The organism is Xanthomonas sp. NCPPB 3218 (assembly GCF_056725185.1).
Map to the genome: position 1 here is coordinate 2,057,807 of NZ_CM161516.1, position 26,541 is coordinate 2,084,347.

The following is a 26,541-nucleotide window of genomic DNA, read 5'->3' on the forward strand; positions in this document are numbered from 1 at the left end:
TTTCCAGGAATATTTCATTGGTGTGGCACATCAGCGCCGCCCTATGCTCCGGCCGCAGCCGCTAGGTAAGCCTCGTCAGGATTACCACGCATCGCACCGCCCGGCCTTCCGGTCGTGGGCGGATGCGGGCCAGCACCAACGACGGGCAGGGCGTTCGCGCACCGGCCCGCTAAAAATTAGAAGTACATGCGTCCTGGGAGGGAGCACCATGTCAGTGCAACATCGCCACATTCCGGCAGGCCGGACTGTGGGTCAGCGTTCGATCCGTGATTTCCGCCGCTCCGTGATGGCCCTCAGTGTGGCCACGCTGTTGAGTACGCAGGCCTACGCGCAGGACGCGACCACCACAGCCACCCCGGCTCAGGACGCCACCACCCAGCAGCTCGACACGGTGCAGGTCACCGGCACGCGCAGCAGCGTCACCAAGGCGCAGCTGGTCAAGCAGAATGCCGAGCAGATCGTCGATTCCATCGTTGCCGAAGACATCGGCAAGCTGCCCGACAACAACGTCGCCGAGGCGCTGCAGCGCATCTCCGGTATCCAAATCTCGCGCAACTACGGCGAAGGCAGCTCGATCGCCATCCGCGGCCTGACCCAGGTGCGCACCGAACTCAATGGCCGTGACATCTTCACCGCCAACGATGGCCGTGGCCTGAGCTTCGAGGACGTGTCGGCCGAACTGCTCGGCGGCGTCAACGTGTACAAGAATCCCTCGGCCGACATGATCGAAGGTGGCCTGGGCGGCACCGTCGACCTGCGCACGCGCCTGCCGTTCTACTACGACGGCCGCAAGATCGCCGGCAGCGTCCAGTACAACTATTACGACCTGGCCGACGACGGCAAGCCGGCGTTCTCGGGCCTGTTCAGCGATCGCTGGCAGACCGGCATCGGCGAGATCGGCCTGCTGGTGAACTACTCGCAGCAGAAGAGCCCGTTCCGCCAGGACACCATCTCGATCGAGCCGTGGTACACGCAAACCGATCTGCCGGGCTATGAAGGCCAGGGCGTGTCGGTGCCGCACGGCGCCGGCATCAACACCACCATCGGTGAGCGCGAGCGCAAGACCGGTGCGTTCGCGATGCAGTGGCGTCCGAACGATTCGGTCGAGGTCTACACGCAGGTGCTGCGTTCGGATTACGACTTCAGCTGGCACGACTATTCGTTCTTCGCCCTGACCGGCGCCAACCCGATGCAGGGCTTGCCGGGCATCCAGGTCAACGACCGCAACGAGTTCGTCAATGGCTCGTTCCAGAACGTGCCGACCGAATCCAACACCAGCCTGACCGAGCGGCATTCGGTGACCACCGATTACTCGCTGGGCGCCAAGTGGACGGTCAACGAGAAGCTGACCCTGAGCACCGACTTCCAGTACGTCGATGCCACCACCAAGGGCACGCGCTACATCGTCGCCACCGGGCAGGACACCAGCCCGCAGTTCAACGTCGACTTCCGTGGCGATCTGCCGCGCCTGTCGGTGACCGATGCCAGCGGCGCGGAAGGCTATCTGGCCGATGCCAACAACTACGACGGCTGGCGCTGGCACCTGGACAACAAGGACGACAACAAGGGCACCGAGTTCGCCTGGCGCGCCGACATGGACCTGGCCTTCGACAGCGACTTCGTGCGCAGCTTCAAGGCCGGTGTGCGTTACACCGACCGCGATGCCGAGACCAAGGGCAATATCTACCGCTTCATGTGCATCAACGATTGCTCGGGCACGCCGTTCTCGCAGTACCCGACCATCGGTCTGGTGACCAACCCGATCACCGACTTCTTCCGCGGTGAGAGCAGCACCTTCGGCCGCACGCTGACGGCTGCCGACTCGGCAGTGGCCAACTACGAGCAGACCCTGGCTACCTTCGGTGCCAGCCCGCTGGAATTTGCGCCCAACAACATCAATACGCAGAACGAGAAGACCTACGCGGCCTATGGCGTGCTGCGCTTCGGCGTGGACAGCGACTCGATTCCGTTCGACGGCAACATCGGCGTGCGCGTGGTGCGGACCGAGGTGGGCTCGCAGGGCGTGCGCACCGGAACCGACAGCGAAGGCGGCGGACTGATCCCGGTGGATGCGCAGCAGACCTATACCGACGTGCTGCCCAGCTTGAACCTGCGCTGGATGCTGAGCGATCAGCTGCAGTGGCGTTTTGCGGCCTCGCGCGGCATCTCCCGTCCCACCTTCGACCGGCTCAACCCAAACCTGAGCCTGAGCACCGGCACCTCCAATGGTGCCTCGACCTTCACCGGTACCGCGGGTAACCCGAGTCTGGAAGCGGTCAAGGCCGACCAGTTCGACACCGCGCTGGAGTGGTACTTCGGCCAGGGCTCGATGATGTACGGCACCTTGTTCTACAAGAAGGTCGAAGGCTTCATCGCCAATGCGGTCTTCAACGAGGTCTACGACGGCCAGGTCTGGCAGATCACCCGTCCGGTCAACGGCGATGCCGGCAAGATCCGCGGTGCGGAACTGGGCTACACGCAGTTTTTCGACTTCCTGCCGGGCTGGCTGAGCGGCTTCGGCCTGCAGACCAACTACACCTATGTCGACAGCGAGGCGCCGAGCCCCACCGCCACCGACACCAACGGCCAGGCGCTGACCGTGCCGCTGGAAGGCCTGTCCAAGAACAGCTACAACGCGATCCTCAGCTACGAAACCTCGCGCTTCCAGGGCCGTGTGGCCTACAACTGGCGCAGCGACTGGCTGGTGACCACCGCGGGCAACGGCACCGGCAACCTGCCGGTCTACAACAAGGGCTTCGGCCAGCTGGATGCCTCGCTGCGTTTCAACATCAATGATGTGTGGTCGATTTCGCTCGATGGCGTGAATCTGCTCGATACCCGTCGCGAAAGCTATCTGGGCACCGAGTCGCGCTACCGTGACTTCGTGATCAACGATCGTCGGTATGGCCTGACATTGCGGGCCAGCCTGTAGAACGCGCCGTAGGAAGTGCGTCTCCGGTCCGGCGAGCTGTGCAGGCAGCCCGTCGGGCCGGTGTTTTTCCTATCGACGGCAGGCCGTCGATCGCAAGAGGAGCCGGAGGAATGATCGCTGTGATCGATCCGCCTACTGTGCGCCGCGTTACCGCAGCGATGTGGCCGGTCCGTGTATGGCTGGCACTGCTGGTGCTGTTGTCGCTTTCGATCCTGCCGCTGCAGGCCGCCGATCCGGCGTCCCAGGGGCCTTACCAATGGCGCAGCGTCGCCATCGGCGGTGGCGGATTCGTCACCGGTGTGCTGTTTCATCCCGCCGAGCGCGACCTTGCGTATGCACGTACCGATGTCGGTGGTGCCTACCGCTGGGATGCGCGCGCGCAGCAGTGGGTGGCGCTGACCGACTGGCTGGGCGCCGACGACTGGAACCTGATGGGGATCGATGCGTTCGCGGTCGATCCTGCCGACCCGCAGGCGCTGTATCTGGCTGCGGGCACCTATATGCACGAGCGCGCCGGCAATGCCGCGGTGCTGCGCTCGTTCGACCGCGGCCGCAGTTTCGAGCGTGCCGAGTTGCCGTTCAAACTCGGCGGCAATCAATTGGGCCGTGCCAATGGCGAACGGCTGGCGGTGGACCCGCACGATGGCCGTGTGCTGTTGCTGGGCTCACGCGATGCAGGCCTGTGGCGCAGCGACGATCGCGGCGCGCACTGGGCGCGGGTGGATGCATTTCCCGCCGAGGCAATGGCGGGCGCGACGGCGCGCAATCATGTCGGACGCGAGCAGGCGGTGGGTATTGCCTTTGTCGTCTTCGATGGCGCCAGCGGCCGCGCCGGCCGTCCGACCCCGCGCATCTATGTCGGCGTGTCCACCGCGCAGGCCAGTCTGTATGTCTCCGACGATGCCGGTCGCAGCTGGTCGGCGGTGGCCGGGCAGCCCAAGGGCCTGCGTCCCAGTCATATGGCCGGCGGCAGCGATGGGCAGTGGTACCTGAGCTACGGCGACCAGCCCGGGCCGGACCTGATGGCCGGCGGCGCGCTGTGGAAATACACCGCGGCGCAGGGGCGCTGGACCGAGATCAGCCCGATCGCGCAGCCGGCCAGCGGCGATGGTTTCGGCTGGGGCGCGGTGGCGGTGGATCCGCAACAGCCGCAGGTGCTGCTGGCCAGCACCTTCCGCCGTCGTAGCCCGCGCGATGAGCTGTTCCGCAGCGTCGACGGCGGGCGCAGCTGGACGCCGCTGCTGGCGGGCGCGCAGTTCGATCACAGCGCAGCGCCGTGGACCGCGCAGGCCAAGCCACACTGGATGGGTGCGCTGGCGATCGATCCGTTCGACAGCAACCACGCGCTGTTCGTCACCGGCTACGGCATCTGGGCTTCGCGCAACCTGCAGGATTTCGCCAGGCAGCAGCGGCCGTTGCAGTGGTGGTTCCAGGATCGGGGGCTGGAAGAGACCGTGCCGCTGGATCTGCTCAGCCCGATGCAGGGCGCGCATCTGCTCAGTGCGCTGGGCGATATCGACGGCTTCCGGCATGACGATCTGGAGCGTGCGCAGCTGCAGTACGCCGGCCCGCGCCTGACCAATGGTGAGAGCATCGATGCCGCCGGGCAGGCCGCGCAATGGGTGGTGCGCAGCGGCACCGTGCGCGATCGCCACAACGACGAGATCCGTGCGCTGTATTCGCGCGATGGCGGTACGCAGTGGACGGCGTTCGCCAGCGAGCCGCCAGCCGGGCAGGGCGCCGGCAACATCGCCATCGCCGCCGATGCATCCCATGTGGTGTGGGCGCCCGAGAAAGGCGGCAACTGGCGCACCGCCGATTTCGGCAAGCACTGGCAGCGTGTGCAGGGGTTGCCCGAGACCGCGGTGGCGGTGGCCGATCGCGTCGATGCGCGGCGCTGGTATGCAGTGGATACCGCCAGCGGGCGCTTGTACGAGAGCGGCGATGGTGCAGCGAGCTTTCGCGACACCGGTGCCCAGGCCGGCAACCCGGCGCGTGACGAACGGGCGCGCCCGCAGCTGCGCCCGGATCCGTGGCGGGCGGGGGTGGCATATCTGGCCAGCCCCGCGCTGGGCGTGATGCGCTGGCAGGACGGGCATTTGCAGACCTTGTCCAGGCCGGATGAGGCGCGTTCGCTGGGCATCGGCAAGGCGTTGCGCGATGGCGCACCGCCGGCGCTGTATCTGGCCGGCCGCGTGGATGGCGTGGACGGCGTATTCCGCTCCGACGATGAAGGCGCGCACTGGTTGCGCATCAACGACGACGCGCACCGGTTCGGCAAGCCCTACAGCGTCACCGGTGATCCGCGCCTCCCCGGGCGCGTGTACTTCGCCACCGGTGGGCGTGGCATCTTCTACGGCGATCCACGATGAGCGCTGCGTCCCTGTGCGCGTCATCGCGCTGTCTTACCGTGTACGGCGGCATGCGCCGTCGCATCGCTGCGCGCCGAGTGGCCGCGCCGACCCTGGAGATCACTGCATGACCGTTTCCCTCATCCGTCGTGGCTGCCTGTTGGGCCTGGTGCTCGCCAGCCCTGCCGCATTGGCGCAACCGAGCCTGCCGTTGTTGTTTGCCGATGGCGCGGTGCTGCAGCGCGACCAGGCGATGCCGGTGTGGGGCTGGGCCACGCCCCATGCCGCCATCACGGTCAGCTTCGACGGCAAGCGGGCCACCGCCAAGGCCGATGCCAAAGGCCAGTGGAAGGTCAGCCTGCCCGCGCACAAGGCCGGCGGCCCCTATGTGCTGAGCGTGCAGGGCGACGGCGGCGAGTTGCAGGTGCGCGATGTGCTGGTCGGTGATGTGTGGCTGGCCAGCGGTCAATCGAACATGGAGTGGCCGCTGGCGCAGGCCAGCGATGGCCCGCAGGCGGTGGCGGCGGCCAACGACCCGCAGTTGCGGCACTTCAAGGTGCCCAAGTCGTGGTCGCTGCAGCCGGAAGCGCGCCTGACCGGCGGCGACTGGAAGCCCGCCACGCCGGACAACGCCGGCGAGTTCACCGCAGTCGGTTATTTCTTCGCCAAGGAGCTGCGCGCCAGCACCGGCGTGCCGATCGGCATCGTCAACAGCACCTGGGGCGGCAGCGCGATCGAGGCGTGGATGGATGCGACCTCGCTGGGCCTGGATGCCGGGCAGAACCAGGGCGCGATCGAGGCGATCAAGCAGCGCGATGCCGCTGCGCAGGCGGCCACCGGCAAGCGCATCGCGCGCTGGCCCAAGGTGGATGGCGAGATGCCGCAGTGGCGCGAAGCGACGTTCGACGACAGCGACTGGGACAGCATCCCGACCACCCAGCAGTGGGAATCCAGTGGTTATGACGGCATGGACGGGATCGCCTGGTATCGCACCACGGTCACCCTGAGCGCTGCCGAAGCCAAGGCCGGCATCACGTTGGGCGTGGGACAGATCGACGACTCGGACATCACCTACGTCAATGGCCAGCAGGTCGGCACGACCGAAAAGCAGTGGAACCTGCCGCGCGTCTACAGCGTGCCGGCTTCGGCCTTGCATGCAGGGGTCAACCACATCGCGGTGCGGGTGGAAGATCTCAGTGGCGGTGGCGGCATGCATGGTCCGGACGAGCAGCGCTTCGTGCAGACCAGCGCCGGTGCCAAACGCGCGTTGGGCGGCTGGAAATTCCGCCCCGCCGCCGTGCGCGTATCGCTGGTCGACAACAAGAATCAGCTGCCCACGCTGCTGTACAACCAGATGATCCATCCGCTGCAGCCGTTCCCGGTCAAGGGCGTGATCTGGTACCAGGGCGAAACCAACGCCAGCGACACCGGCGCGCTGAAGTACCGTGAACAGTTCGCCGCGATGATCCAGCAATGGCGCGCCGAACGTGGCGCGAAAACGCTGCCGTTCCTGTGGGTGCAGCTGGCCAACTTCAAGGCCGGCGGCGACAAGGGCGAGCTGAGTCCGTGGGCACTGTTGCGCGAGTCGCAGTCCAAGACGCTGGCGCTGCCGGCGACCGGGCAGGCGGTGATCATCGATATCGGCAACCCCACCGATATCCATCCCACCAACAAGCGCGATGTCGGCCATCGCCTTGCGATTGCTGCACGTCATGTGGCGTATGGCGAAACGCTGGTGTACAGCGCGCCGGTGTTCAAGCAGGCGCGCTTTGCCGATGGTCAGGCAATGCTGAGTTTCGATCTGCAGGGCAGTGCCTTGCAGGTGCGTAACGGTGGCGAAGTGCAGGGCTTCCGCGTCGCCGGTGCCGACAAACACTTCCATCCGGCCACCGCACGCATCGAGGGTGATCGCGTGATCGTGCGCAGCGACGCGGTGGCTGCACCGGTCGCGGTGCGCTACGGCTGGAGCGAAAACCCGGACGACGCCAACCTGGTCAATCGCGAACAGCTTCCCGTTTCCCCCTTCCGCACCGATACCTGGTGACACGGAGTCTTATGTCCATGCATTCCCCCGTTGCACGTGTGATCGCTTCTTCCCCTGCACGCCGTTACCTGCGTCCGCTGCTGCTGTCCGCGCTGACGCTGGCCCTGGCGGCGTGCCAATCCGGCGAGCAGGACGACCAAGCCAAACCGGCCGCAGTCGCACCGACTGCCGGTAGCGCAGCGACCGCGCCTGCCACGGCAGCGGCGCCGGCTGCGCAGACGCCGATGCCGCAGTTCGTCAGCAAGGACGGCAAACACGCATTGATGGTCGATGGTGCGCCGTTCCTGATCCTGGGCGCGCAGGTCAACAACTCCAGCAACTATCCCGGCGTGATGGACAAGGTGTGGCCGGCGATGCAGGTGCTGGGCCCCAACACCGTGCAGGTGCCGATCGCCTGGGAGCAGGTCGAGCCGGAAGAAGGCAAGTTCGATTTCTCCTTCGTCGATACGCTGCTCACGCAGGCACGCGAGCACAAGGTGCGGCTGGTGCTGCTGTGGTTTGCGACCTGGAAGAACAACGGCCCGGCGTATGCGCCGCATTGGGTCAAGACCGACAACCAGCGCTTCCCGCGCGTGGTGACGCGCGAGGGCAAGGCGATCGGGTCGCTGTCGCCGCATGCGCAGGCCACCCTGGATGCCGACCGCAAGGCCTTTGTCGCCTTCATGCAGCACCTCAAGCAGGTCGATCCGCAGCACACCGTGATCATGATCCAGCCCGAGAACGAGCCGGGCACCTACGGCAGCGTGCGCGACTTCTCGCCGATGGCGCAGAAGCTGTTCGACGGCCCGGTGCCGGAAGAGCTGCTCAAGCGCTTGAACAAGCAGCCGGGCAGCTGGGCACAGGTGTTCGGCGCCGATGCGGACGAGATCTTCCATGCCTGGTCGATCGGTCGCTACATCGACCAGGTGGCCGAAGCCGGCAAGGCCGAATACCCGCTGCCCATGTACGTCAACGCCGCACTGCGTGGCCCGTTCAATCCCGGCCAGCCCGGCCAGTACGCCAGCGGCGGCCCCACCGACAACGTGCTGGATGTGTGGAAGGCCGCCGGCCCGCATATCGACCTGCTGGCGCCGGACATCTACATGCCCGAGTACCGTACCTACACCACGGTACTGGAGCGCTACGCCCGCCCGGACAATGCGCTGTTCGTCGCCGAAACCGGCAACCGCCCGGAATACGCGCGCTATCTGTTCCCCGCGCTGGGCCACGACGGCATCGGCTGGTCGGCGTTCGGCATGGACTACACGCGTTATTCCAACTATCCGCTGGGCGCCAAGCACGTCAACGAGGAAACCCTGGCCCCGTTCGCGCTGGGGTTCGAGCTGGTCAAGCGCGGCATGCGCCCGTTCGCCAAGGCCGCGTCCGAAGGCAAGCTGCACGGCACGGCCGAAGAACCCGGCCAGGCGGTGCAGGAGCTGCAGCTCAACGAACGTTGGGGCGCCACCATCACCTACGGCGTGCCGCAGTTCTGGTTCAAGGGCGAGCCGCCGGGCAACCCCGAGCCGATCGGCGCGGCCTTGATCGCCGAGCTCGGCCCGGACGAATTCCTGGTCACCGGCTACCACGTGCGCGTGACCCTGCATCCGGCCAGCGAGGCGACCGCCAACATGCTCTACGACCGCGTCGAGGAAGGCGTCTACGACGGCAGCGACTGGAAGTTCGAGCGCAACTGGAACGGCGACCAGACCGATTACGGCGTCAATTTTTCCAGCGCGCCGCAGCTGCTGAAGATCAAGCTGGCCACCTACAAGTAAACCTGCACGGCCACTTGCTGCGCAGCCAGATCGCTGCGCAGCACGCCGGCTTCCAGGTCGAACGCAATGAACCCATGCGTTGCCGCCCCCGCGGCAGCGTTTCGTAATTCCAAGGGAGTGAACATGCAAACCATCAACCGTTCCGCCGGCCATGCGCCAGCCACCCGACGTACCCCGCTTGCGCAGTGCCTGGCGTTGTCGCTGGCCTTGCTGGCCAATGCCGCGCACGCGCAGGAAGTGCGCAAGGCCGCCGATGGCGTCACCGTGGTGCCGAGCGCCAAGGGCGCCGCACCGGTGCGTCTGCAGGTGGTCGATGCCGGCATCATCCGCGTCAGTGCCGACCCGGACGGCGACTTCGCGCGCAGCCCCAGCCTGATGCGCGTACCGGTGCAGGGCGATGGCAACTTCCAGCTGGCCGAGCAGGGCGACAGCGTGCAGCTGAAGACCGGCAAGGTCACCGCCACCGTGTCCACCGTCGATGGCCATGTCAGCTTCGCCGATGCCAATGGCAAGCCGGTGTTGTCGGAGGTTGCCGGCGGGCGCAGTTTTGCGCCGCTGAAAGTGGAGGGCAAGCAGTACCTGAGCGTGCGTCAGCGCTTCCAGTCGCCCGACGACGAAGCGCTGTACGGCTTCGGCCAGCACCAGCAGGGCTGGATGAACCAGAAGGGCCGCAACATCGAGTTGCAGCAGAACAATATCGACATGGCGGTGCCGTACCTGGTGTCCAGCCGCAACTACGGCCTGCTGTGGGACAACAACTCGATCAGCCGCCTGGGCGACCCGCGCGGCCTGCAGCCGCTGCCCAAGACGTTGAAGTTGTACGACGCCAAGGGCAAGGCCGGTGCGCTGACCGCGCGTTATGCGATCAACGGCAAGCAGATCGTCGAACGCCGCGAGAGCGAGGTGAACTACCAGTACCTCAGCGACCTGACCAAGTATCCGAAGAAGGCGATCACCAAGGACAAGGACAGCCGCATGCAGGTCACCTGGGAGGGCGAGATCGAAGCGCTCACCGGTGGCGAGCACACCTTCTCGCTGTATTCGAGCGAGTACGCCAAGCTGTACGTGGACGGCAAGCTGGTCGTCGATCGCTGGCGCCAGAACTGGAACCCTTGGAATCACGAGTTCAAGCTGGATCTGGAGCCGGGCACGCGCCACACCGTCAAGGTCGAGTGGGACCTGATCGACCCCAGCTACATCGCGTTGCTGCACCGCGACCCGCTGCCGGCCGCCGAAGCGAAGGACCTGTCGCTGTGGTCCGAAGCCGGCCAGATGATCGACTACTACTTCGTCTCCGCCGATTCCTACGATCAGGCCGTGGCCGGCTACCGCGAGCTCACCGGCAAGTCGGTGATGCTGCCCAAGTGGGCCTACGGCTTCTGGCAGAGCCGCGAGCGCTACAAGAGCCAGGACGAGTTGGTCGGCGCGGTGGCCGAATACCGCAAGCGCAAGTTGTCGCTGGACAACATCGTGCTCGACTGGTCGTACTGGCCCGAGAATGCCTGGGGCTCGCACGATTTCGACCCGCAGCACTTCCCCGATCCGGACGGCATGGTCAAGGCGGTGCACGACATGCATGCGCAGATCATGATTTCGATCTGGCCCAAGTTCTATCCCACCACCGCCAACTACAAGGAACTGGACGCGGCCGGTTTCATGTTCAAGCGCAACGTGGAAGTGGGTGAGCTGGACTGGATCGGCAACGGCTACAAGAACTCGTTCTACGATCCGTATTCGGAAAAGGCGCAGGCGATCTACTGGCGCCAGGTCAACGAAAAGCTCAACAGCAAGGGCTTCGATGCGTGGTGGATGGACGCCGACGAACCGGACGTGCATTCCAACCTGGACATCGGCGAGCGCAAGGCGCGCACCACGCCTAACGCGCTGGGCTCGTCCACCGAATACTTCAACTCCTACCCGCTGCCGCACACCCATGGCGTGTACGTGGGCGACCGTGCGGCCGACGACAAACGCGTGTTCATCCTCTCGCGCAAGGGCTATGCCGGCACCCAGCGCAATGCGGTGGCGGTGTGGAGCGGCGACATCGTCTCGCGCTGGGACGACATGCGCGACCAGATCTCCGGTGGTGTCAACATGGCGCTGTCGGGCCTGCCCAACTGGACCTTCGACATCGGCGGCTTTGCGGTGGAGAAGCGCTACGAGAACCAGGACCCGGCGCACCTGCCGGAATGGCGCGAACTCAACACGCGCTGGTTCCAGTTCGGCGCATTCGTGCCGATCTTCCGCTCGCACGGCCAGTTCCCGTACCGCGAGATCTGGAACATTGCCCCGGAAGGCACGCCGTTCTACGACAGCATGGCGTACTACAACCGCCTGCGTTACGCGCTGCTGCCGTACATCTACAGCCTGGCCGGCGACACCTACCAGCGCGATGGCGTGATCATGCGCGGCATGATGATGGACTTCTCGAACGACCCCAAGGTCCGCGACATCAACGACCAGTACCTGTTCGGCCCGGCCTTCCTGGTCGCACCGGTGACCCGCTTCGGCGCCACCTCGCGTCAGGTCTATCTGCCGGCCGGCAGCAGCTGGCTGGATTTCGCCACCGGCAAGCGCTATGAAGGCGGCCAGAGCATCGAAGCGGCCGCGCCGATCGAGCGCATGCCGTTGTTCGTGCGCGCCGGTTCCATCGTGCCGACCGGCCCGGTGCAGGAATACGTGGATCAGAAGCCGGATGCGCCGCTCACCGTGGTGGTCTACACCGGCGCCGACGGCCAGTTCTCGCTGTATGAGGACGACGGCAAGGGCTACGGCTACGAGAAGGGCGAGTTCAGCCGCATTCCGCTGAGCTGGAACCAGGCCAAGGGCGAGCTGAGCATCGGCAAGCGCGAAGGCAGCTGGACCGGCATGCAGGCCAAGCGCACCGTCAACGTGCGCTTCGTCGACGGCCCGCGCGAGGACGCCGGTGCGCTGGAGCCCAGGACCGATGCCAGCATCCAGTACGACGGCAATCCGGTCAGCGTGTTGCAGCGCAAGATTGCGTCCGGCAAAGCGCGTCGTCGATGATCGCAACTCGTTGTCAGTCAGTGAGTGCGCAGATGCCGGATCGCCGCAAGGCTCGGGCGTGCAGGTCCGGTCATGCAGCACGTTGGTGCACGTGCTGACCCGCAGGGAAGTCTGCAAGGCAACCGGTGCCGCACTCGCGGCGCTGGGCGCTGCGCCGGCTGCGTCCGCCATTGCTGCGCCGGCCAAGGCTGCCGGCGAGCAATCGCTGCCTGCCGTTGCTGCGGGCGATGCCTTGCAGCTGTGGTACCGCGAACCGGCCAACGAATGGGTGCAGGCGCTGCCGGTCGGCAACGGCCGGCTGGGCGCGATGGTGTGGGGCGGCATTGCCCACGAGCGCCTGCAACTCAACGAGGACACGCTGTACGCAGGTGGCCCGTACGATGCCACCAGCCCCGACGCGCTGGCAGCCTTGCCACAGGTGCGCGCGCTCGTGTTTGCCGGGCGCTATGCCGAAGCCGAAACCCTGGCCGACGCCAAGATGCTCTCGCGTCCGCTCAAGCAGATGCCGTATCAACCGCTGGGCGATCTGTTGCTGGATTTCGATCGTGCCGACGGCATCAGCGAGTATCGCCGCCAGCTCGATCTGGATACCGGCGTAGCCACCACCACGTTCCGCTCCGGCGGTGCTGTGCACAAGCGCGAAGTGTTCGTGTCGGCGCAGTCGCAATGCATCGTGGTGCGCCTGTCCTGCGATCGGCCACGCGCGATTTCCCTGCGCGTGGGCATCGACAGCCCGCAGACCGGCGCGGTCACGGTGGAGCAGGGCGGGCTGCTGTTCAGCGGCCGCAACGGCAGCTTCGCCGGCATCGACGGCAAGCTGCGTTTTGCCTTGCGCGTGCTGCCGCAGGTCAAGGGCGGCACGCTCAGCGGGCTGCGTGACCGCCTGCGCATCGACGCCGCCGATGAAGTGGTGCTGCTGCTCACCGCCGCCACCAGCTACCAACGCTTTGATGCAGTCGATGGCGATCCGTTGGCATTGACCGCAGCAAGCATGCAGAAGGCCGGCAAGCTGGACTATGCCGCATTGCTGCGTGCGCATCTGGCCGATCACCAGCGGCTGTTCCGGCGCGTGGCGATCGATCTGGGCACCAGCGAGGCGGCGGCACTGCCCACCGACGAGCGCGTGCAGCGTTTTGCGCAGGGCAACGACCCGGCGCTGGCCGCGTTGTATCACCAGTTCGGCCGTTACCTGCTGATCTGCAGCTCGCGGCCCGGCACCCAGCCGGCCAATCTGCAGGGCATCTGGAACGACCTGATGCAGCCGCCGTGGGAAAGCAAGTACACCATCAACATCAACACCGAGATGAACTACTGGCCCAGCGAGGCCAACGCGCTGCACGAGTGCGTCGAACCGCTGGAATCCATGTTGTTCGATCTGGCCAAGACCGGCGCGCACACCGCACGTGCGATGTACGACGCACCGGGTTGGGTGGTGCACAACAACACCGATCTGTGGCGCCAGGCCGGGCCGATCGATGGCGCCAAGTGGAGCCTGTGGCCGATGGGTGGCGTCTGGCTGTTGCAGCAGCTATGGGATCGCTGGGACTACGGCCGCGACCGTGCCTATCTGGGCAGGATCTACCCCTTGTTCAAGGGCGCGGCGGAGTTCTTCGTCGCCACGCTGGTGCGCGATCCGCAGACCGGCGCGATGGTGACCAACCCGTCGATGTCGCCGGAAAACCAGCATCTGTTCAACGCTGCGCTGTGTGCCGGCCCCACCATGGATGCGCAGCTGCTGCGCGATCTGTTCGCGCAATGCATCGCGATGAGCAAGCTGCTCAGGGTCGACGACGCCTTCGCGCAACAACTGAGCACGCTGCGCGAGCAATTGCCGCCCAACCGCATCGGCAAGGCGGGGCAATTGCAGGAGTGGCAACAGGACTGGGACATGCAGGCGCCGGAGATCCATCACCGTCACGTCTCGCATCTGTACGCCTTGCATCCTTCGAGCCAGATCAATCTGCGCGATACGCCCGAGCTTGCCGCCGCAGCCAAGCGCACGCTGGAAACGCGCGGCGACAACGCCACCGGCTGGGGCATCGGCTGGCGGCTGAATCTGTGGGCACGGCTGGCCGATGGCGAGCATGCCTACCGCATCCTGCAACTGCTGATCTCGCCCGAGCGCACCTACCCGAATCTGTTCGACGCGCATCCGCCGTTCCAGATCGACGGCAACTTCGGCGGCACCGCCGGCATCACCGAAATGCTGCTGCAAAGCTGGGGCGGCAGCGTGTTCCTGCTGCCTGCCTTGCCCAAGGCATGGCCGCGCGGCAGTGTGCGTGGCTTGCGCGTGCGCGGCGGTGCCAGCGTGGACCTGCACTGGGAGGGCGGCCGCCTGCAGCAGGCACGCGTGCACAGCGAGCGGGGCGGGCGCTATCAACTGTCTTACGCAGGGCAGACCCTGGACCTGGAACTGGGTGCTGGCCGCACCCAGCAGGTGGGCCTCAACAACAACCGATTGGTGACGCAATGAGCTTGTACGTAGGACTGGATGTGGGCACGCAGAGCGTCAAGCTGGTGGCCTACGATCCGCAGGAGCGCGCCGTGGTCGCCACGATCGCCGCGCCGATGGAACTGATCAGCCGCGACGACGGCACCCGCGAGCAACAGGCGCAGTGGTGGATTGACGGCATCGTGCATTGCTTCGCGCAGCTCGATGGCGAGCAGCGTGCGCAGGTGCGTGGCATCTCGGTCTCCGGCCAGCAGCACGGTTTCGTGCCGGTGGCCGCCGATGGCAGCGTCACCGCACCGGTGAAGCTGTGGTGCGATACCAGCACCGCACTGGAATGCGAGGAAATCATGGATGCGGTGGGCGGCGCCGCAGGCAGTGTGGCCACCGCCGGCAACCCGATCATGGCCGGCTACACCGCCTCCAAGCTGCCGTGGACGCGCAAGCATCGCCCCGAGGCGTATGCGGCGATGACCACGGTGATGCTGCCGCACGACTACGTGAACTTCTGGCTCACCGGCGAGCGCTTTGCCGAAGTCGGCGATGCCTCCGGCACCGGCTGGCTGGACGTGCGCACGCGGCAGTGGTCCGAGCGCATGCTCGGCGCGGTGGACGCGCAGCGCGACCTGCGCGAGGCACTGCCGCCGCTGGTGGAGACCGGCGCGGTCTATGCCTTGTCCGACGCAGCTGCCGATGCCTTGAATCTACCGGCCGGCGTGCGTGTCACCACCGGCGGCGGCGACAACATGATGGCCGCCATCGGCACCGGCAACGTGGTGCCGGGACGCCTGACCATGAGCCTGGGTACCTCGGGCACCTTGTTCGCCTATGCCGATCACCCGGTGGTGGACGACGAGGCACGCTGGGCCGCGTTCTGTTCGTCCAGCGGCGGCTGGCTGCCGCTGATCTGCACCATGAACTGCACCGTCGCCACCGAGGCGGTGATGCGCATGTTCTCGATCACCCGCGAGCAGACCGACGCCTTGATCGCGAGTACCACGCCGGGCGCCGATGGGCTGGTGCTGCTGCCGTTCTTCAACGGCGAGCGCACCCCGGACTTGCCGGCCGCCCGCGGCTGCCTGTTCGGCATGGACCTGCACAACACCACCCCGGCGCATTTCTATCGCGCCGCGATGGAAGGGGCGACCTACAGCCTGCGCAACGGCTTCGATGCCTTCGTTGCGGCGGGTCTGCAGTTCGACACCATCCTGCTCACCGGCGGCGGCAGCAAGAGCGCGCAATGGCGGCAGATGGTGGCCGATATCTTCAACCTGCAGGTCGTGGTGCCGACCCAGCCCGAAGGCGCTGCCTTCGGTGCCGCGTTGCAGGCCTTGTGGGCCTGCGATCGCGATGACGGCGGTACGCACGCGTTGTCGGATGTGGTGCTGGAGCATCTGCAGGTCGACGACAGCCTGTCGGCGCGCCCGGATCCGCAGCGCGTGGCCCAGTATCAGCAGCACTACCAGCACTTCCTCAAGCACCTGCATGTGGTCAGCCCGCTCTACGCCGGCTGATCGACACGCTTTCTACAACTCCCCCAGCAGCAAGGACATTCCACCCCATGAGCAACACCGTCTACATCGGCGCCAAGGAATATTTCCCCGGTATCGGCAAGATCGGCTTCGAAGGCCGCGACTCGGACAACCCGCTGGCGTTCAAGGTCTACGACGCCAACAAGCAGGTCGGCGACAAGACCATGGCCGAGCATCTGCGCTTTGCCGTGGCCTACTGGCACAGTTTCTGCGGCAACGGCGCCGATCCGTTCGGCCCGGGCACGCGCGCGTACCCGTGGGATATCGGCAACACCGCGTTGAATCGCGCCGAAGCCAAGGCCGATGCCGCGTTCGAGTTCTTTACCAAGCTCGGCGTGCCGTACTACTGCTTCCACGACGTGGATCTGTCGCCCGATGCCGACGACATCGGTGAGTACCAGAGCAACCTCAAGCACATGGTCGGCATCGCCAAGCAGCGCCAGGCCGATACCGGCATCAAGCTGTTGTGGGGCACCGCCAACCTGTTCTCGCACCCGCGTTACATGAATGGTGCGTCGACCAACCCGGACTTCAACGTGGTGGCGCGTGCGGCGGTGCAGGTCAAGGCCGCGATCGATGCCACCGTCGAGCTGGGCGGCGAGAACTACGTGTTCTGGGGCGGCCGAGAAGGCTATGCCTGCCTGCACAACACCCAGATGAAGCGCGAGCAGGACAACATGGCGCGCTTCCTCACCCTGGCACGCGACTACGGCCGCGCGATTGGCTTCACTGGCAACTTCCTGATCGAGCCCAAACCGATGGAGCCGATGAAGCACCAGTACGACTTCGACAGCGCCACGGTGATCGGCTTCCTGCGCCAGCACGGCCTGGACCAGGACTTCAAGCTCAACATCGAGGCCAACCACGCCACGCTGTCGGGCCACAGCTTCGAGCACGACCTGCAGGTGGCATCCGACGCTGGCCTGCTCGGCAGCATCGATGCCAACCGCGGCAACCCGCAGAACGGCTGGGATACCGACCAGTTCCCGACCGACCTGTACGACACCGTCGGCGCGATGCTGGTGGTGCTGCGCCAGGGCGGGCTGGCACCGGGCGGCTTGAACTTCGATGCCAAGGTGCGCCGCGAGTCGTCCGACCCGCAGGATCTGTTCCTGGCGCATATCGGCGGCATGGACGCGTTCGCACGCGGGCTGGAAGTGGCCAATGCGCTGCTGACCTCCTCGCCGCTGGAGCAGTGGCGCGCCGAGCGCTACGCCAGCTTCGACAGCGGCGCGGGCGCGGACTTCGCCAACGGCAGCAGCACGCTGGTGGATCTGGCCAAGTACGCCGCCGGCAACGAACCCAAGCAGCTCAGTGGCCGCCAGGAAGCCTACGAGAACCTGATCAACCAGTATCTGACGCGTTGATGTCCCGTGGCCGGCGGCGCACTGCGCGTCGCCGGCCGATGTCGGCCGCCCCCGTGGCCGCTCCCTTGCATGCTTCCAGGTGAATCCATGTCCAGTGTCTCCGTAAACGGCGCCTCCGATGCCGGTGAGAACACCCGTTTTATCGTCCTGATCAGTTGCGTAGCCACGATCGGCGGTTTCTTGTTCGGTTTCGATAGCGGTGTGATCAACGGCACTGTCGACGGCCTGAAGCAGACCTTCAATTCCAGTGCCGCTGAGACCGGGTTCGAAGTCGCCTCGATGCTGCTGGGCTGCGCCATCGGCGCCTTCTTTGCCGGCCGTCTGGCCGACCGCTGGGGCCGCCGTGCGGTCCTGATCATTTCTGCGGCACTGTTCCTGCTCTCGGCCATTGGCGCCGGTGCCTCGCACAGTTCCGGCTTCTTCATCTTCGCTCGCGTGATGGGCGGCTTTGCGGTGGGCGCCGCCAGCGTCATCTCGCCGGCCTACATCGCCGAGGTCGCCTCCGCGCGCTATCGCGGCCGGCTCGCCACGATGCAGCAGATCGCCATCATCAGCGGGCTGTTTTGCGCATTCCTGAGCAACTACCTGCTGGCCAACGCCGCCGGCGCCTCCACCGAGCCGCTATGGGCCGGGCAGGCCGCCTGGCGCTGGATGTTCTGGATGCAGGCGGTTCCCTCGCTGCTGTTCCTGTTGCTGTTGCTGGTCATCCCGGAAAGCCCGCGCTACCTGGTGGTCAAGGGCCGCCGCGAGCAGGCGCTGGTGGTGCTGAAGCGGCTGTACGGCAACGCCGCCGCGCAGACCAAGCTGGCCGAGATCTCGGCCTCGATGTCGGCCGACCAGCACAAGCCAAAGTTCTCCGACCTCATCAACAAGGCCACCGGCAAGATCCGCCCGATCGTCTGGATCGGCGTGGGCCTGGCGGTGTTCCAGCAACTGGTCGGCATCAACGTGGTGTTCTATTACGGCGCGGTGCTGTGGCAGGCGGTGGGCTTCTCCGAGCAGGACGCACTGCTGATCAACGTGCTCTCCGGTGGCCTGAGCATCGGCGCCTGCCTGGTCACGGTGATGCTGGTCGACAAGATCGGCCGCAAGCCGTTGCTGTGGATCGGCTCGGCCGGCATGGCGGTCTCGCTGGCCCTGGTGACCTATGCCTTCGCCACCGCCTCGCTGGACCCCAACGGCAAGCTCGCCATGTCCGATGCCATGGGCATGCTCGCGTTGGTGGCCGCCAACGTCTACGTGGTGTTCTTCAATGCCTCGTGGGGCCCGGTGATGTGGGTGATGCTGGGCGAGATGTTCCCCAACCAGATCCGCGGCTCGGGCCTGGCCATTGCCGGCGCCGCACAGTGGACCTCCAACTTCGCCATCACCGTCAGCTTCCCGATCCTGCTCGGCAGCATCGGCCTGGCCGGCGCTTACGGCATCTACACCGTGGCCGCCTTCATCTCGGTGTTCTTCGTGCTCAAGTACGTCTACGAGACCAAGGGCAAGGAGCTGGAGCAGATGGAGGGCTGATCTGCTCCGTTATGCGGATATCGGCATGGAAGACGAACAAGGCCGCGCACTGCGCGGCCTTGTTCGTTGACGGTCTCGCCGGGATCTTGCCGATGTCTCGCATGCCTGCGGGCGCCTCAATCGCGCTGGCTGTCATCGTTGGGCTGGATTGGGTGCGTGCGTCGTCTCGTGACTGCCGGCAGCTCTGACCTGTGCTGTGTCGGGCGGCCTGATTTCCGCGTGGCCCAACGCACCACCAAAGTGCAATGCGCGTCTTCAACGGCGATAACCGCCTGCAAGGGCACCGGCTCTTTTTGCAAATTGTGCGCCACCGCTATACTCCACCAGGCAGTTTCCCTCCAGACTAGGGCGAATCGTGGAACCAAGGAGTGGTGGTATGGCGGTAGCTAAAGAGCTTGTCAGGGGCATGCTGATCAGCGTGTGCTACTGCCTGGTGTTTCTGATGCTTTGGCGCTTGTCGATCGAACAATGGTATCTGCCGGTTGGTCTGCGCGTAGTCGCCTTGCTCTTTCGGCCTTATCGCGAGTGGCCTTTTCTGTTGGCAGGTGACGCTGCGGCGATGTTGTTCTTGCGTATTCCGCTAGGCGAGTTACAGGGCTTCAATCCGTTATGGTCATATCTGAGTCCCTTCATTCATGCGCCTTTGATTGCTGGGGCGATTGGCCTGCTTCGATATCAAGTTCCTCATATTGTTAAAAGCCAGCAATGGTTTATTCCTGCTGCTCTTGCGATAGCTCTCTGGAACGCTATATGCAGCCTGTTAATAAACGCGGCCCTCGGTGGACCGCAGGCTGACCCCGCACTAGACCTGATAGTGCTCTATTGGTCAGGTAGCTATCTGGGCATGCTGGTCTTGCTTCTTCCTGCGATGCTATGGGCGAACTGGAATGACGGTCCTGTACGCCCGAGTCTCCAGCGAGATCTCGGAATCGCGGTGGCTGTTATCCTCGGTCTGTTCTTCTTATTAGGGGTCTCGCAGGAACCATTGACTCGAAGCATCTTGATGGTTGCGATGCTCATGCCAATGGTCGTGTTGACTTTCAGGCAGGGGTGGAGAGGCAGTGCTCTAGGGTCACTATTGGCAAGCTTCGCAATTGAGTTCTCGCTTCCTCGGGTGTATCAGATCGGGTTTTTTGATCAACAAGTTTTTAGTATCCAGTTGCTCTATGCGGTCACGACGACGGCTCTTTTTGTTTTCAATGCTCGTCTGCGCAAGCCTGCCCGCGATAAGGTTTCGAGCCAGCCAAAAGATGATGCCTTCACACTAGCCCGAGCAAGCTATTCCAGTGCTGAGCGCATGCTGCGCAATCGGGTGCTCGAATACTCTGACATCAATGTTCAGATCAACAAGATGCGCAAAGATGTGGTGGCTGATTTGAGGGGCAGAGGGCAGCATTCTGCAGCAATGGAGATGACGCGGCTTGGTGTCCTTGAGTCGCAATTGCTTCAGCAGTATGTCGCCGCGCTGTATCCGTTGGAAATCGAGACGCATGGGCTGTATCAGGCTCTGCGTTCGTCAGCACTCGAACGCTTCTGCCAATCTCAGTTTCAATGCGTGTTTCGCGGTGACTGCAGGAAGCTGTCATTGGAGCTCCAATTGAGTGCTTATCGCAGTACGCTCAATTGTGTGGAGATCTTGCCGCCGGCTAGTCGGCACTTCATCCAGGCTCGTGCTTGGACAGGGAGAGGGGCTAAGGGCGTGTTGGTGCGCGTGATTGCGGATTCGTCGTCAGCTGAGGCGGCCAAGAACGACTCGGTCGATGTGGAAGCTGAACTGAAGGCGCGCTTGAAAGCGCATGGCGGCATGTTTCGCCGCCGCCATGCGTTGGTTCTGACCTTTCTGGTTGCCGAGCCAGTCTCCGTTGCAGTCAGGGGGAGACTATCCAGTGTTCCCCAGTTGCTTCCCGCCAGTTGAATACCGTGAAGTTCTTTGTTTTGTAGACAAGTCGTGCTTGATCACGCTGAGTTGAATCAAACATTGGCGGATTGTTTGAACTCGTGCCTGCCGAAATCCTGTTTGCCGCCGGCAGCACGACGCGTTCTACATCCTTGCCCATTGGCAAGGTCCAGAGTGCGTTGTCCACTCGTGCTACCACTGCGTGGACCACTCCAGTTACATCGTTGATCTGGAGATATGTCACTCCATCGCGATGGAGTTCATAAATGGCAAGCGACGGATCCATCGTTAGGTTGGCTGCCTTGGGATTGCTGTCGCCAAGTCCTGTCATTGCATGTACGCCGACGCCACCATTGGCACAGCATTGAGCCATTGCCATGCCTGACGACAGCATTCCAGCAACGACGCAAAAAGCCATAAGCCAATTTTTTGCGTTCTTCATGATTTTGCCTTCCCCCTGCATGGGGCAACTCCGCCTGCGATTCAGGCGCTTATACGTTACGTGTTGAATGGCAGATTTTGTTGATTGTTTGTCGCAGAAAATCGCTGCGGCATACCGTCCGCCGATCAGCGAGGAACAGTCAACCGCATCCGCTGTTACCTGGACCTATCCGGTCAGGCGTGATGTGCAGTGCTGGAGCGCGCGCGCTATTTAGCGGCTCGGCTCGAGTTCGCCACCGGCACGTTCAAACCATCCAATCACTCGCCGGTGATGAGATTCGCCCCAACGACGCAAGAACTGCTGGGTGTGGTGGTCGCTCAGATCGCGCAGGCTGGCGATTCGTTGGGTGATGAAAGGGGCGGTCAGTGGCTGGGCGCAGTCGACTTCGATGCAGTGGCGCCAGGCGGTATAGCTGTTGGGGATGGCGAGGGACATCGTGGCGCTCTTCGGTAAAAGTGAACGTGAGGGCAGTGGCGGGGCACGGCGGGCTTGATTTTGCGCAACAAGTGTTACTTTATAACACTTCATCCATCGTTCGTCCGGTCACGCCGTGTCGCGTTCCTTGCCGCAGAGTGTCGTTTGCCTGGTCACCATGCCGAACCGTCCGTGCTCGAAGTGGCGCGGTGGCCACGTCGATCCTCCGGGGTTGGCTCGATGAGGCGGCGGCAGGTGTTGCACGCCGTCGGTGCCGCCTTGGTGCTGTCGCCGCACCTGGTCCAAGCGCAGCCGCAGCCGCTGCTGCGCAGTTGCAATCTGCAGCGTCAGGGCGCGGGACTGCGACTTCGGCTCGCATTGAGTACGCAGGTCGCCTACCGCAGCTTCAGCCTGTCCAATCCAGCGCGCTTGGTCATCGACCTGCCGGGCGTTTCGACGCAACCACCGCAGATCGATCCATTGCCTGACGATCTCGCGGTCGTCGCCATCCGTAGCGGCCCGCATGGCGATGGGCTGCGCGTGGTGCTCGATCTGGCGCAGCCGCTGACAGCCACGGCGCGCTGGGAGGATGGTGCACTGGTGGTCGATCTTGCTGCTGTGTCCGGCACTGCGTCGTTGTCCGCGGCCGATCCGACCGAGCCGGCCGTTGCGGCGGCTGCGCCCACGCGCTCCCGCCTGCATCCCTACGTGGTCGCCATCGACGCCGGTCACGGCGGCAAGGATCCCTGCGCGGTCAGTGCCGATGCGCGCTACGAGAAGCATGTGGCCATGGCGGTCGCGGGGCGGCTGCACCAGCGCCTGGCGGCCGATCCGCGTTACCGGCCGACCATGATCCGCAGCGACGATCGCTTCGTGGCGTTGCACGAGCGGGTGTTGATCGCCCATCGCCGCAATGCGGATCTGTTCGTGTCCATCCATGCCGATGCTGCGCCCAGCAGCCAGGCGCGCGGCGCGTCGGTGTTTGCCTTGTCGCAGAACGGCGCCAGCTCTGCATTGGCGCGCTGGATCGCCGACAGCGAAAACGCCGCCGACGAGATGGGCGACAGTACGCGCCGTCTGCGGGTGCCAAGCAACCCGGTGTTGTCGCAGGTGCTGGCCGACCTTTCGCTGAGCGGCACCATCGCCAGCAGCGTGGCGTTCGGCAAGGTGATGCTCGGGCGGCTGCAGCAGGTGACGCGGCTGCATCAGGACCAGGTCGGGCAGGCCGGCTTTGCCGTGTTGAAGTCGCCGGATATTCCGTCGCTGCTGGTGGAAACCGGCTTCATGAGCAATCGCGACGATTGCCGGCGGCTGTGCGGCGATACGCATCAGGACGAACTGGCGCACACGCTGCATGCCGGTATCGACGATTACTTCCAGATGTTTCCCGGTCGCGCCTGAGGCGCGATTGCCCTCATCTCCTTCTACGAGCTTTCGATGTCCGCCATGCTGCCCGATGTTGCCGTTACCGAACCTTCCACACTGAGCGCGCCGCTGCGCTGGGTCGGCATGCGGGACATCGCCGTGCCGCTGCGGCTGGCCGATGCCGGGCCCGGCGGCAGCGTGGCCGCGCGTGCCAGCGTGCAGGTGGATCTGCCGCGCCCGGAACTTAAGGGCATCCACATGTCGCGCTTGTACCGCCTGCTGGATCGGCATCTGGAGCAGCCGGTGTCGCCGGCGATGGTGTCGCAGCTGCTGCAGGCGCTGATCGACAGTCATGCCGATTGCGGCAGCCGTGCGGCGCGGCTGGGGCTGAACTTCGAGTTGATGCTGCGGATGCCGGCGCTGCGCAGCGAAGGACTGAGCGGTTGGCGCGCCTATCCGGTGCGCATCGATGCGCAATCCAGGGCAGGCCACACCGAGATCCAGTTGCAGGTCGATGTGCTGTACGCCTCCACCTGTCCCTGTTCGGCGGCCTTGTCGCGCCAGTTGCTGAGCGATGCGTTTTTGCAGCAGCACCAAGGGCGCGATGCGTTACCAGTCGCAGAGGTTGCGCAATGGCTGCAACACAACGGTTCGTACGCCACGCCGCATAGCCAGCGCAGCGTGGCACGGGTGCGCGTGGAGCTGAGCGCATGCGCGCAGCGCTTGGACATCCGCGAGCTGGTCAGCCTGTGCGAACAGGCACTGGCGACGCCGGTGCAGGCGGCGGTACGGCGCATCGACGAGCAGGCGTTTGCCCGCTTGAATGGCGCCAACCTGATGTATGTCGAAGATGCCGCGCGGCGGTTGCGCAAGGTGCTGGCCGAGCGCCACGCCGTCTTCCATGTGGCGGTGCGCCACCTGGAAAGTCTGCATGCCCATGACGCCACCGCCGAAACCGACAGTAGTGCCGATGCCGATGCGTTTCCTTCCTTCGCCGAGTGAGGAATTGCCATGCAGTGCAAACATCCACGTCGATCTGCCGTTGCTGCGTGCAAGTGCGAGGTCGATCGGACGCTGCGGCGATGCGGACGCGCCGTCGCGCAGGCCTATGTGTTGATCGGGCCGTACATGATTTTTGTAGTGGGGTGATCGGCAAGAGCAACGCCCATGCGCCGCCGCCAGGGTGCACGACGTGCAGCCGCAGGACTGAAGTGCGCGATCGACGGCAAGGCGCAACCCGCTGCGCCCGGCGCCGTAACCGGCCTCAGCCAGTCGGCGCATCTCAGCGCATTGACTCGATGGCATTGCCATGGGAGCTGCGCTTGTCTGACCGATGCGAGATCGAGGCGCGTCCATCCGACCAGCGGCAACTACCCATGCCAATAACGCAAAAACCCCGCAATGCGGGGTCTTGGCGTGTTCTGCAGTCAGACGACGGTGGTGCTCCCTAGGGGACTCGAACCCCTGTTTTAGCCTTGAGAGGGCCACGTCCTAACCATTAGACGAAGGGAGCGTTTGGTGCGTCTTGTGCAGCGCGCTAGTATAGTGCGCTAAAACCCGTTGGGCAATCCTGCAACACAAGACGGAAGCGCCATCATCGAACCCTCAGTTACATCTCCGTTCACGCTGCGCGTCATCCCACGCGATCAGCACACCATCTCGCGCAAGGACATCAGCCCCAACGCGCTGCGCGTGCTGTACCGCCTGCGCGAATCGGGCTTTGGTGCCTACCTGGTCGGCGGCGCCGTCCGCGACCTGCTGGTCGGTGGCCATCCCAAGGATTTCGACGTGGCCACCAGCGCCACGCCGGAAGAAGTCAAAGCGCTGTTCCGCAACTGTCGCCTGATCGGCCGCCGCTTTCGCCTGGCGCATGTGGTGTTCGGCCGCGAGATCATCGAAGTGGCCACGTTCCGCGCCAACATTGACGACGGCAGCGGCGACCGCGAGCTGGATAACGGCCGGCTGGTGCGCGACAACGTCTACGGCACCATCGAAGACGATGCGATCCGTCGCGACTTCACCTGCAACGCGCTGTACTACGCGATCGAGGATTTCTCGGTGCGCGACTACTGCGGCGGCTTCGAGGACGTGCAGGCGCGCCTGATGAAGCTGATTGGCGACCCGGAACTGCGCTACCAGGAAGATCCGGTGCGCATGCTGCGCGCGGTGCGTCTGGCGGCCAAGCTGAACTTCGATATCGAAGCCGGCACCGCAGAACCCATCCCGCGCCTGGCCGGTCTGTTGTCCGAGGCCGCGCCGGCGCGCTTGTTCGAAGAGATCCTCAAGCTGTTCCTGTCCGGACACGGTGTGGCCAGTTTTGAGGGGCTGGAGCGTTACGGCCTGCTCGGTGCGCTGTTCCCGGAGAGTGCGGCCGCATTGCGCTCCAACCGCAGTGGCGCATTGCGCGCCATGGTGCTGGAAGGCCTGCGCAATACCGATGCGCGCGTGGCCAACGACGAGCCGGTGTCGCCGGCGTTCCTGTTCGCCCTGCTGCTCTGGCCGGCGTTCTGCCGCACCCTGATGGGCCTGCAGGCGCAGGGCGTGCAGCCGGAAGACGCGCAGCGTCGCGCCGCCGACCGGGTCACCCTGCATCAGCTCGAGCGCGTGGCGCTGCCGCGCCGTTTCTCGCTGCCGATGCAGGAAATCTGGCTGCTGCAGACGCGCTTCTCCTCGCGTCAGCGCAAGCGCGTGTTCCGCACCTTGTCGCATCCGCGTTTCCGCGCCGCGTTCGATTTCCTGGTGTTGCGCCAGTTCGCCTCGGCCGATCACGCCGCCGATGTGGAGTTCTGGCGCGAGGCGCAGAAATCCTCCGGCCAGGAACTGGTCGATGCGATCGAAACCGCGCAGGCCGATCACGAAGGCGAGGAAGGTGCACCGCGCAAGCGGCGGCGCCGCCGTCGTCGCACCGGCGCACCGGCAGGCGAGTAGGGCGTGCACATCGCCTTCGTCGGCCTGGGCGCCAACCTGGGCCCGGCCGAGGCCAGTGTGCGCGCGGCCATCGCCGCACTGGGCGAGCTGCCGCAATCCACCCTGATTGCCGCCTCGCGCCTGTACCGCACGCCGGCCTGGGGCCGCAAAGACCAGCCCGATTTCATCAATGCGGTGGCGCAGCTGCGCACCGCACTGGCGCCATTGCAGCTGCTGGAGGCCTTGCTCGGCATCGAGCAGGCCTTCGGCCGGCAGCGTATCGACGGCGAGCGCTGGGGCCCGCGCACGCTGGACCTGGATCTGCTGCTGTACGCCGATCAGGTGATCGACCTGCCACGCCTGCAGGTCCCGCACCCGCATCTGCAGGCGCGCGCCTTTGCGCTGCTGCCGCTGTCTGAGCTCGCTCCGGAGGCGATCATTCCGGGCCATGGAACAGTGCGACACGCCCTGCAGGCCATCGATGTCTGCGGGCTGGAGCCGATTGGGTAGATAATGGCCGGCTTATCACCCCACGTAATGACTTC

Annotated in this window: 17 protein-coding genes and 1 tRNA gene; 14 read left to right on the plus strand and 4 right to left on the minus strand. The window is 65.0% G+C overall.

Annotated features, from left to right (window positions below):
• Positions 1-208 precede the first annotated feature (208 nt).
• The 4 genes from AC1PLS_RS09200 (at position 209) to galD (ending at position 9,081) form a co-directional block, all read left to right on the plus strand.
• Positions 209-2,932: a TonB-dependent receptor gene (locus AC1PLS_RS09200; protein WP_481104413.1), complete on the plus strand. Its 2,724-nt coding sequence runs from the start codon at positions 209-211 to the stop codon at positions 2,930-2,932.
• A 110-nt stretch (positions 2,933-3,042) separates the two neighbouring features.
• Complete coding sequence (locus AC1PLS_RS09205; protein ID WP_184434310.1) at positions 3,043-5,304, plus strand: beta propeller repeat protein; 2,262 nt, start codon at positions 3,043-3,045, stop codon at positions 5,302-5,304.
• A 106-nt stretch (positions 5,305-5,410) separates the two neighbouring features.
• Positions 5,411-7,327, plus strand: a complete 1,917-nt coding sequence (locus AC1PLS_RS09210) for a sialate O-acetylesterase (protein ID WP_184434313.1) — start codon at positions 5,411-5,413, stop codon at positions 7,325-7,327.
• An 83-nt stretch (positions 7,328-7,410) separates the two neighbouring features.
• Positions 7,411-9,081, plus strand: a complete 1,671-nt coding sequence (gene galD, locus AC1PLS_RS09215; RefSeq protein ID WP_104542109.1) for a GH35 family beta-galactosidase GalD — start codon at positions 7,411-7,413, stop codon at positions 9,079-9,081.
• Here galD and AC1PLS_RS09220 read toward each other — a convergent pair.
• On the minus strand, positions 9,072-9,206 hold the full coding sequence (locus AC1PLS_RS09220) for a hypothetical protein (protein WP_255618376.1): 135 nt from the start codon (positions 9,204-9,206) through the stop codon (positions 9,072-9,074). The genes galD and AC1PLS_RS09220 overlap by 10 nt on opposite strands.
• Between AC1PLS_RS09220 and AC1PLS_RS09225 the strand changes: the two genes are divergently transcribed.
• The 6 genes from AC1PLS_RS09225 (at position 9,205) to AC1PLS_RS09250 (ending at position 20,886) form a co-directional block, all read left to right on the plus strand.
• Complete coding sequence (locus AC1PLS_RS09225) at positions 9,205-12,108, plus strand: TIM-barrel domain-containing protein (RefSeq protein ID WP_184434319.1); 2,904 nt, start codon at positions 9,205-9,207, stop codon at positions 12,106-12,108. The genes AC1PLS_RS09220 and AC1PLS_RS09225 overlap by 2 nt on opposite strands.
• Positions 12,109-12,199: 91 nt before the next feature.
• Positions 12,200-14,581 (plus strand): glycoside hydrolase family 95 protein, encoded by a 2,382-nt coding sequence (locus AC1PLS_RS09230; protein ID WP_481104414.1) that lies wholly within the window; start codon positions 12,200-12,202, stop codon positions 14,579-14,581.
• Positions 14,578-16,071: a xylulokinase gene (gene xylB, locus AC1PLS_RS09235; RefSeq protein ID WP_016903224.1), complete on the plus strand. Its 1,494-nt coding sequence runs from the start codon at positions 14,578-14,580 to the stop codon at positions 16,069-16,071. The genes AC1PLS_RS09230 and xylB overlap by 4 nt, the downstream gene beginning before the upstream one ends.
• Positions 16,072-16,118: 47 nt before the next feature.
• Positions 16,119-17,456: a xylose isomerase gene (gene xylA, locus AC1PLS_RS09240; protein WP_104568532.1), complete on the plus strand. Its 1,338-nt coding sequence runs from the start codon at positions 16,119-16,121 to the stop codon at positions 17,454-17,456.
• Between the two features lie 87 nt (positions 17,457-17,543).
• Complete coding sequence (locus AC1PLS_RS09245) at positions 17,544-18,971, plus strand: sugar porter family MFS transporter (RefSeq protein WP_184434731.1); 1,428 nt, start codon at positions 17,544-17,546, stop codon at positions 18,969-18,971.
• Between the two features lie 376 nt (positions 18,972-19,347).
• A complete protein-coding gene (locus AC1PLS_RS09250) occupies positions 19,348-20,886 on the plus strand; it encodes an MASE1 domain-containing protein (RefSeq protein ID WP_184434727.1) in 1,539 nt (512 codons plus the stop codon).
• Here AC1PLS_RS09250 and AC1PLS_RS09255 read toward each other — a convergent pair.
• Positions 20,840-21,331, minus strand: coding sequence for a hypothetical protein (locus AC1PLS_RS09255; protein WP_102581221.1), 492 nt, complete (start codon positions 21,329-21,331; stop codon positions 20,840-20,842). The genes AC1PLS_RS09250 and AC1PLS_RS09255 overlap by 47 nt on opposite strands.
• A gap of 189 nt (positions 21,332-21,520) precedes the next feature.
• Positions 21,521-21,745: a hypothetical protein gene (locus AC1PLS_RS09260; protein WP_184434724.1), complete on the minus strand. Its 225-nt coding sequence runs from the start codon at positions 21,743-21,745 to the stop codon at positions 21,521-21,523.
• Between the two features lie 219 nt (positions 21,746-21,964).
• On the opposite strand from AC1PLS_RS09260, the gene AC1PLS_RS09265 reads away from it, so the two are divergent.
• Both AC1PLS_RS09265 and folE2 read left to right on the plus strand, forming a co-directional pair.
• Positions 21,965-23,125, plus strand: a complete 1,161-nt coding sequence (locus tag AC1PLS_RS09265) for an N-acetylmuramoyl-L-alanine amidase (RefSeq protein ID WP_184434721.1) — start codon at positions 21,965-21,967, stop codon at positions 23,123-23,125.
• A gap of 36 nt (positions 23,126-23,161) precedes the next feature.
• On the plus strand, positions 23,162-24,091 hold the full coding sequence (folE2, locus tag AC1PLS_RS09270; RefSeq protein WP_184434718.1) for a GTP cyclohydrolase FolE2: 930 nt from the start codon (positions 23,162-23,164) through the stop codon (positions 24,089-24,091).
• A 436-nt stretch (positions 24,092-24,527) separates the two neighbouring features.
• On the opposite strand, the gene AC1PLS_RS09275 is transcribed toward folE2, so the two are convergent.
• Positions 24,528-24,602 (minus strand) — tRNA-Glu (locus AC1PLS_RS09275).
• A gap of 47 nt (positions 24,603-24,649) precedes the next feature.
• Between AC1PLS_RS09275 and pcnB the strand changes: the two genes are divergently transcribed.
• Together pcnB and folK are read left to right on the plus strand one after the other, a co-directional pair.
• Positions 24,650-26,017: a polynucleotide adenylyltransferase PcnB gene (gene pcnB / locus AC1PLS_RS09280; protein ID WP_024939771.1), complete on the plus strand. Its 1,368-nt coding sequence runs from the start codon at positions 24,650-24,652 to the stop codon at positions 26,015-26,017.
• A gap of 3 nt (positions 26,018-26,020) precedes the next feature.
• Positions 26,021-26,506 carry a 2-amino-4-hydroxy-6-hydroxymethyldihydropteridine diphosphokinase gene (gene folK / locus AC1PLS_RS09285; protein WP_184434715.1) on the plus strand — a complete coding sequence of 162 codons (486 nt, stop codon included), beginning with the start codon at positions 26,021-26,023 and terminating at the stop codon, positions 26,504-26,506.
• Positions 26,507-26,541 lie beyond the last annotated feature (35 nt).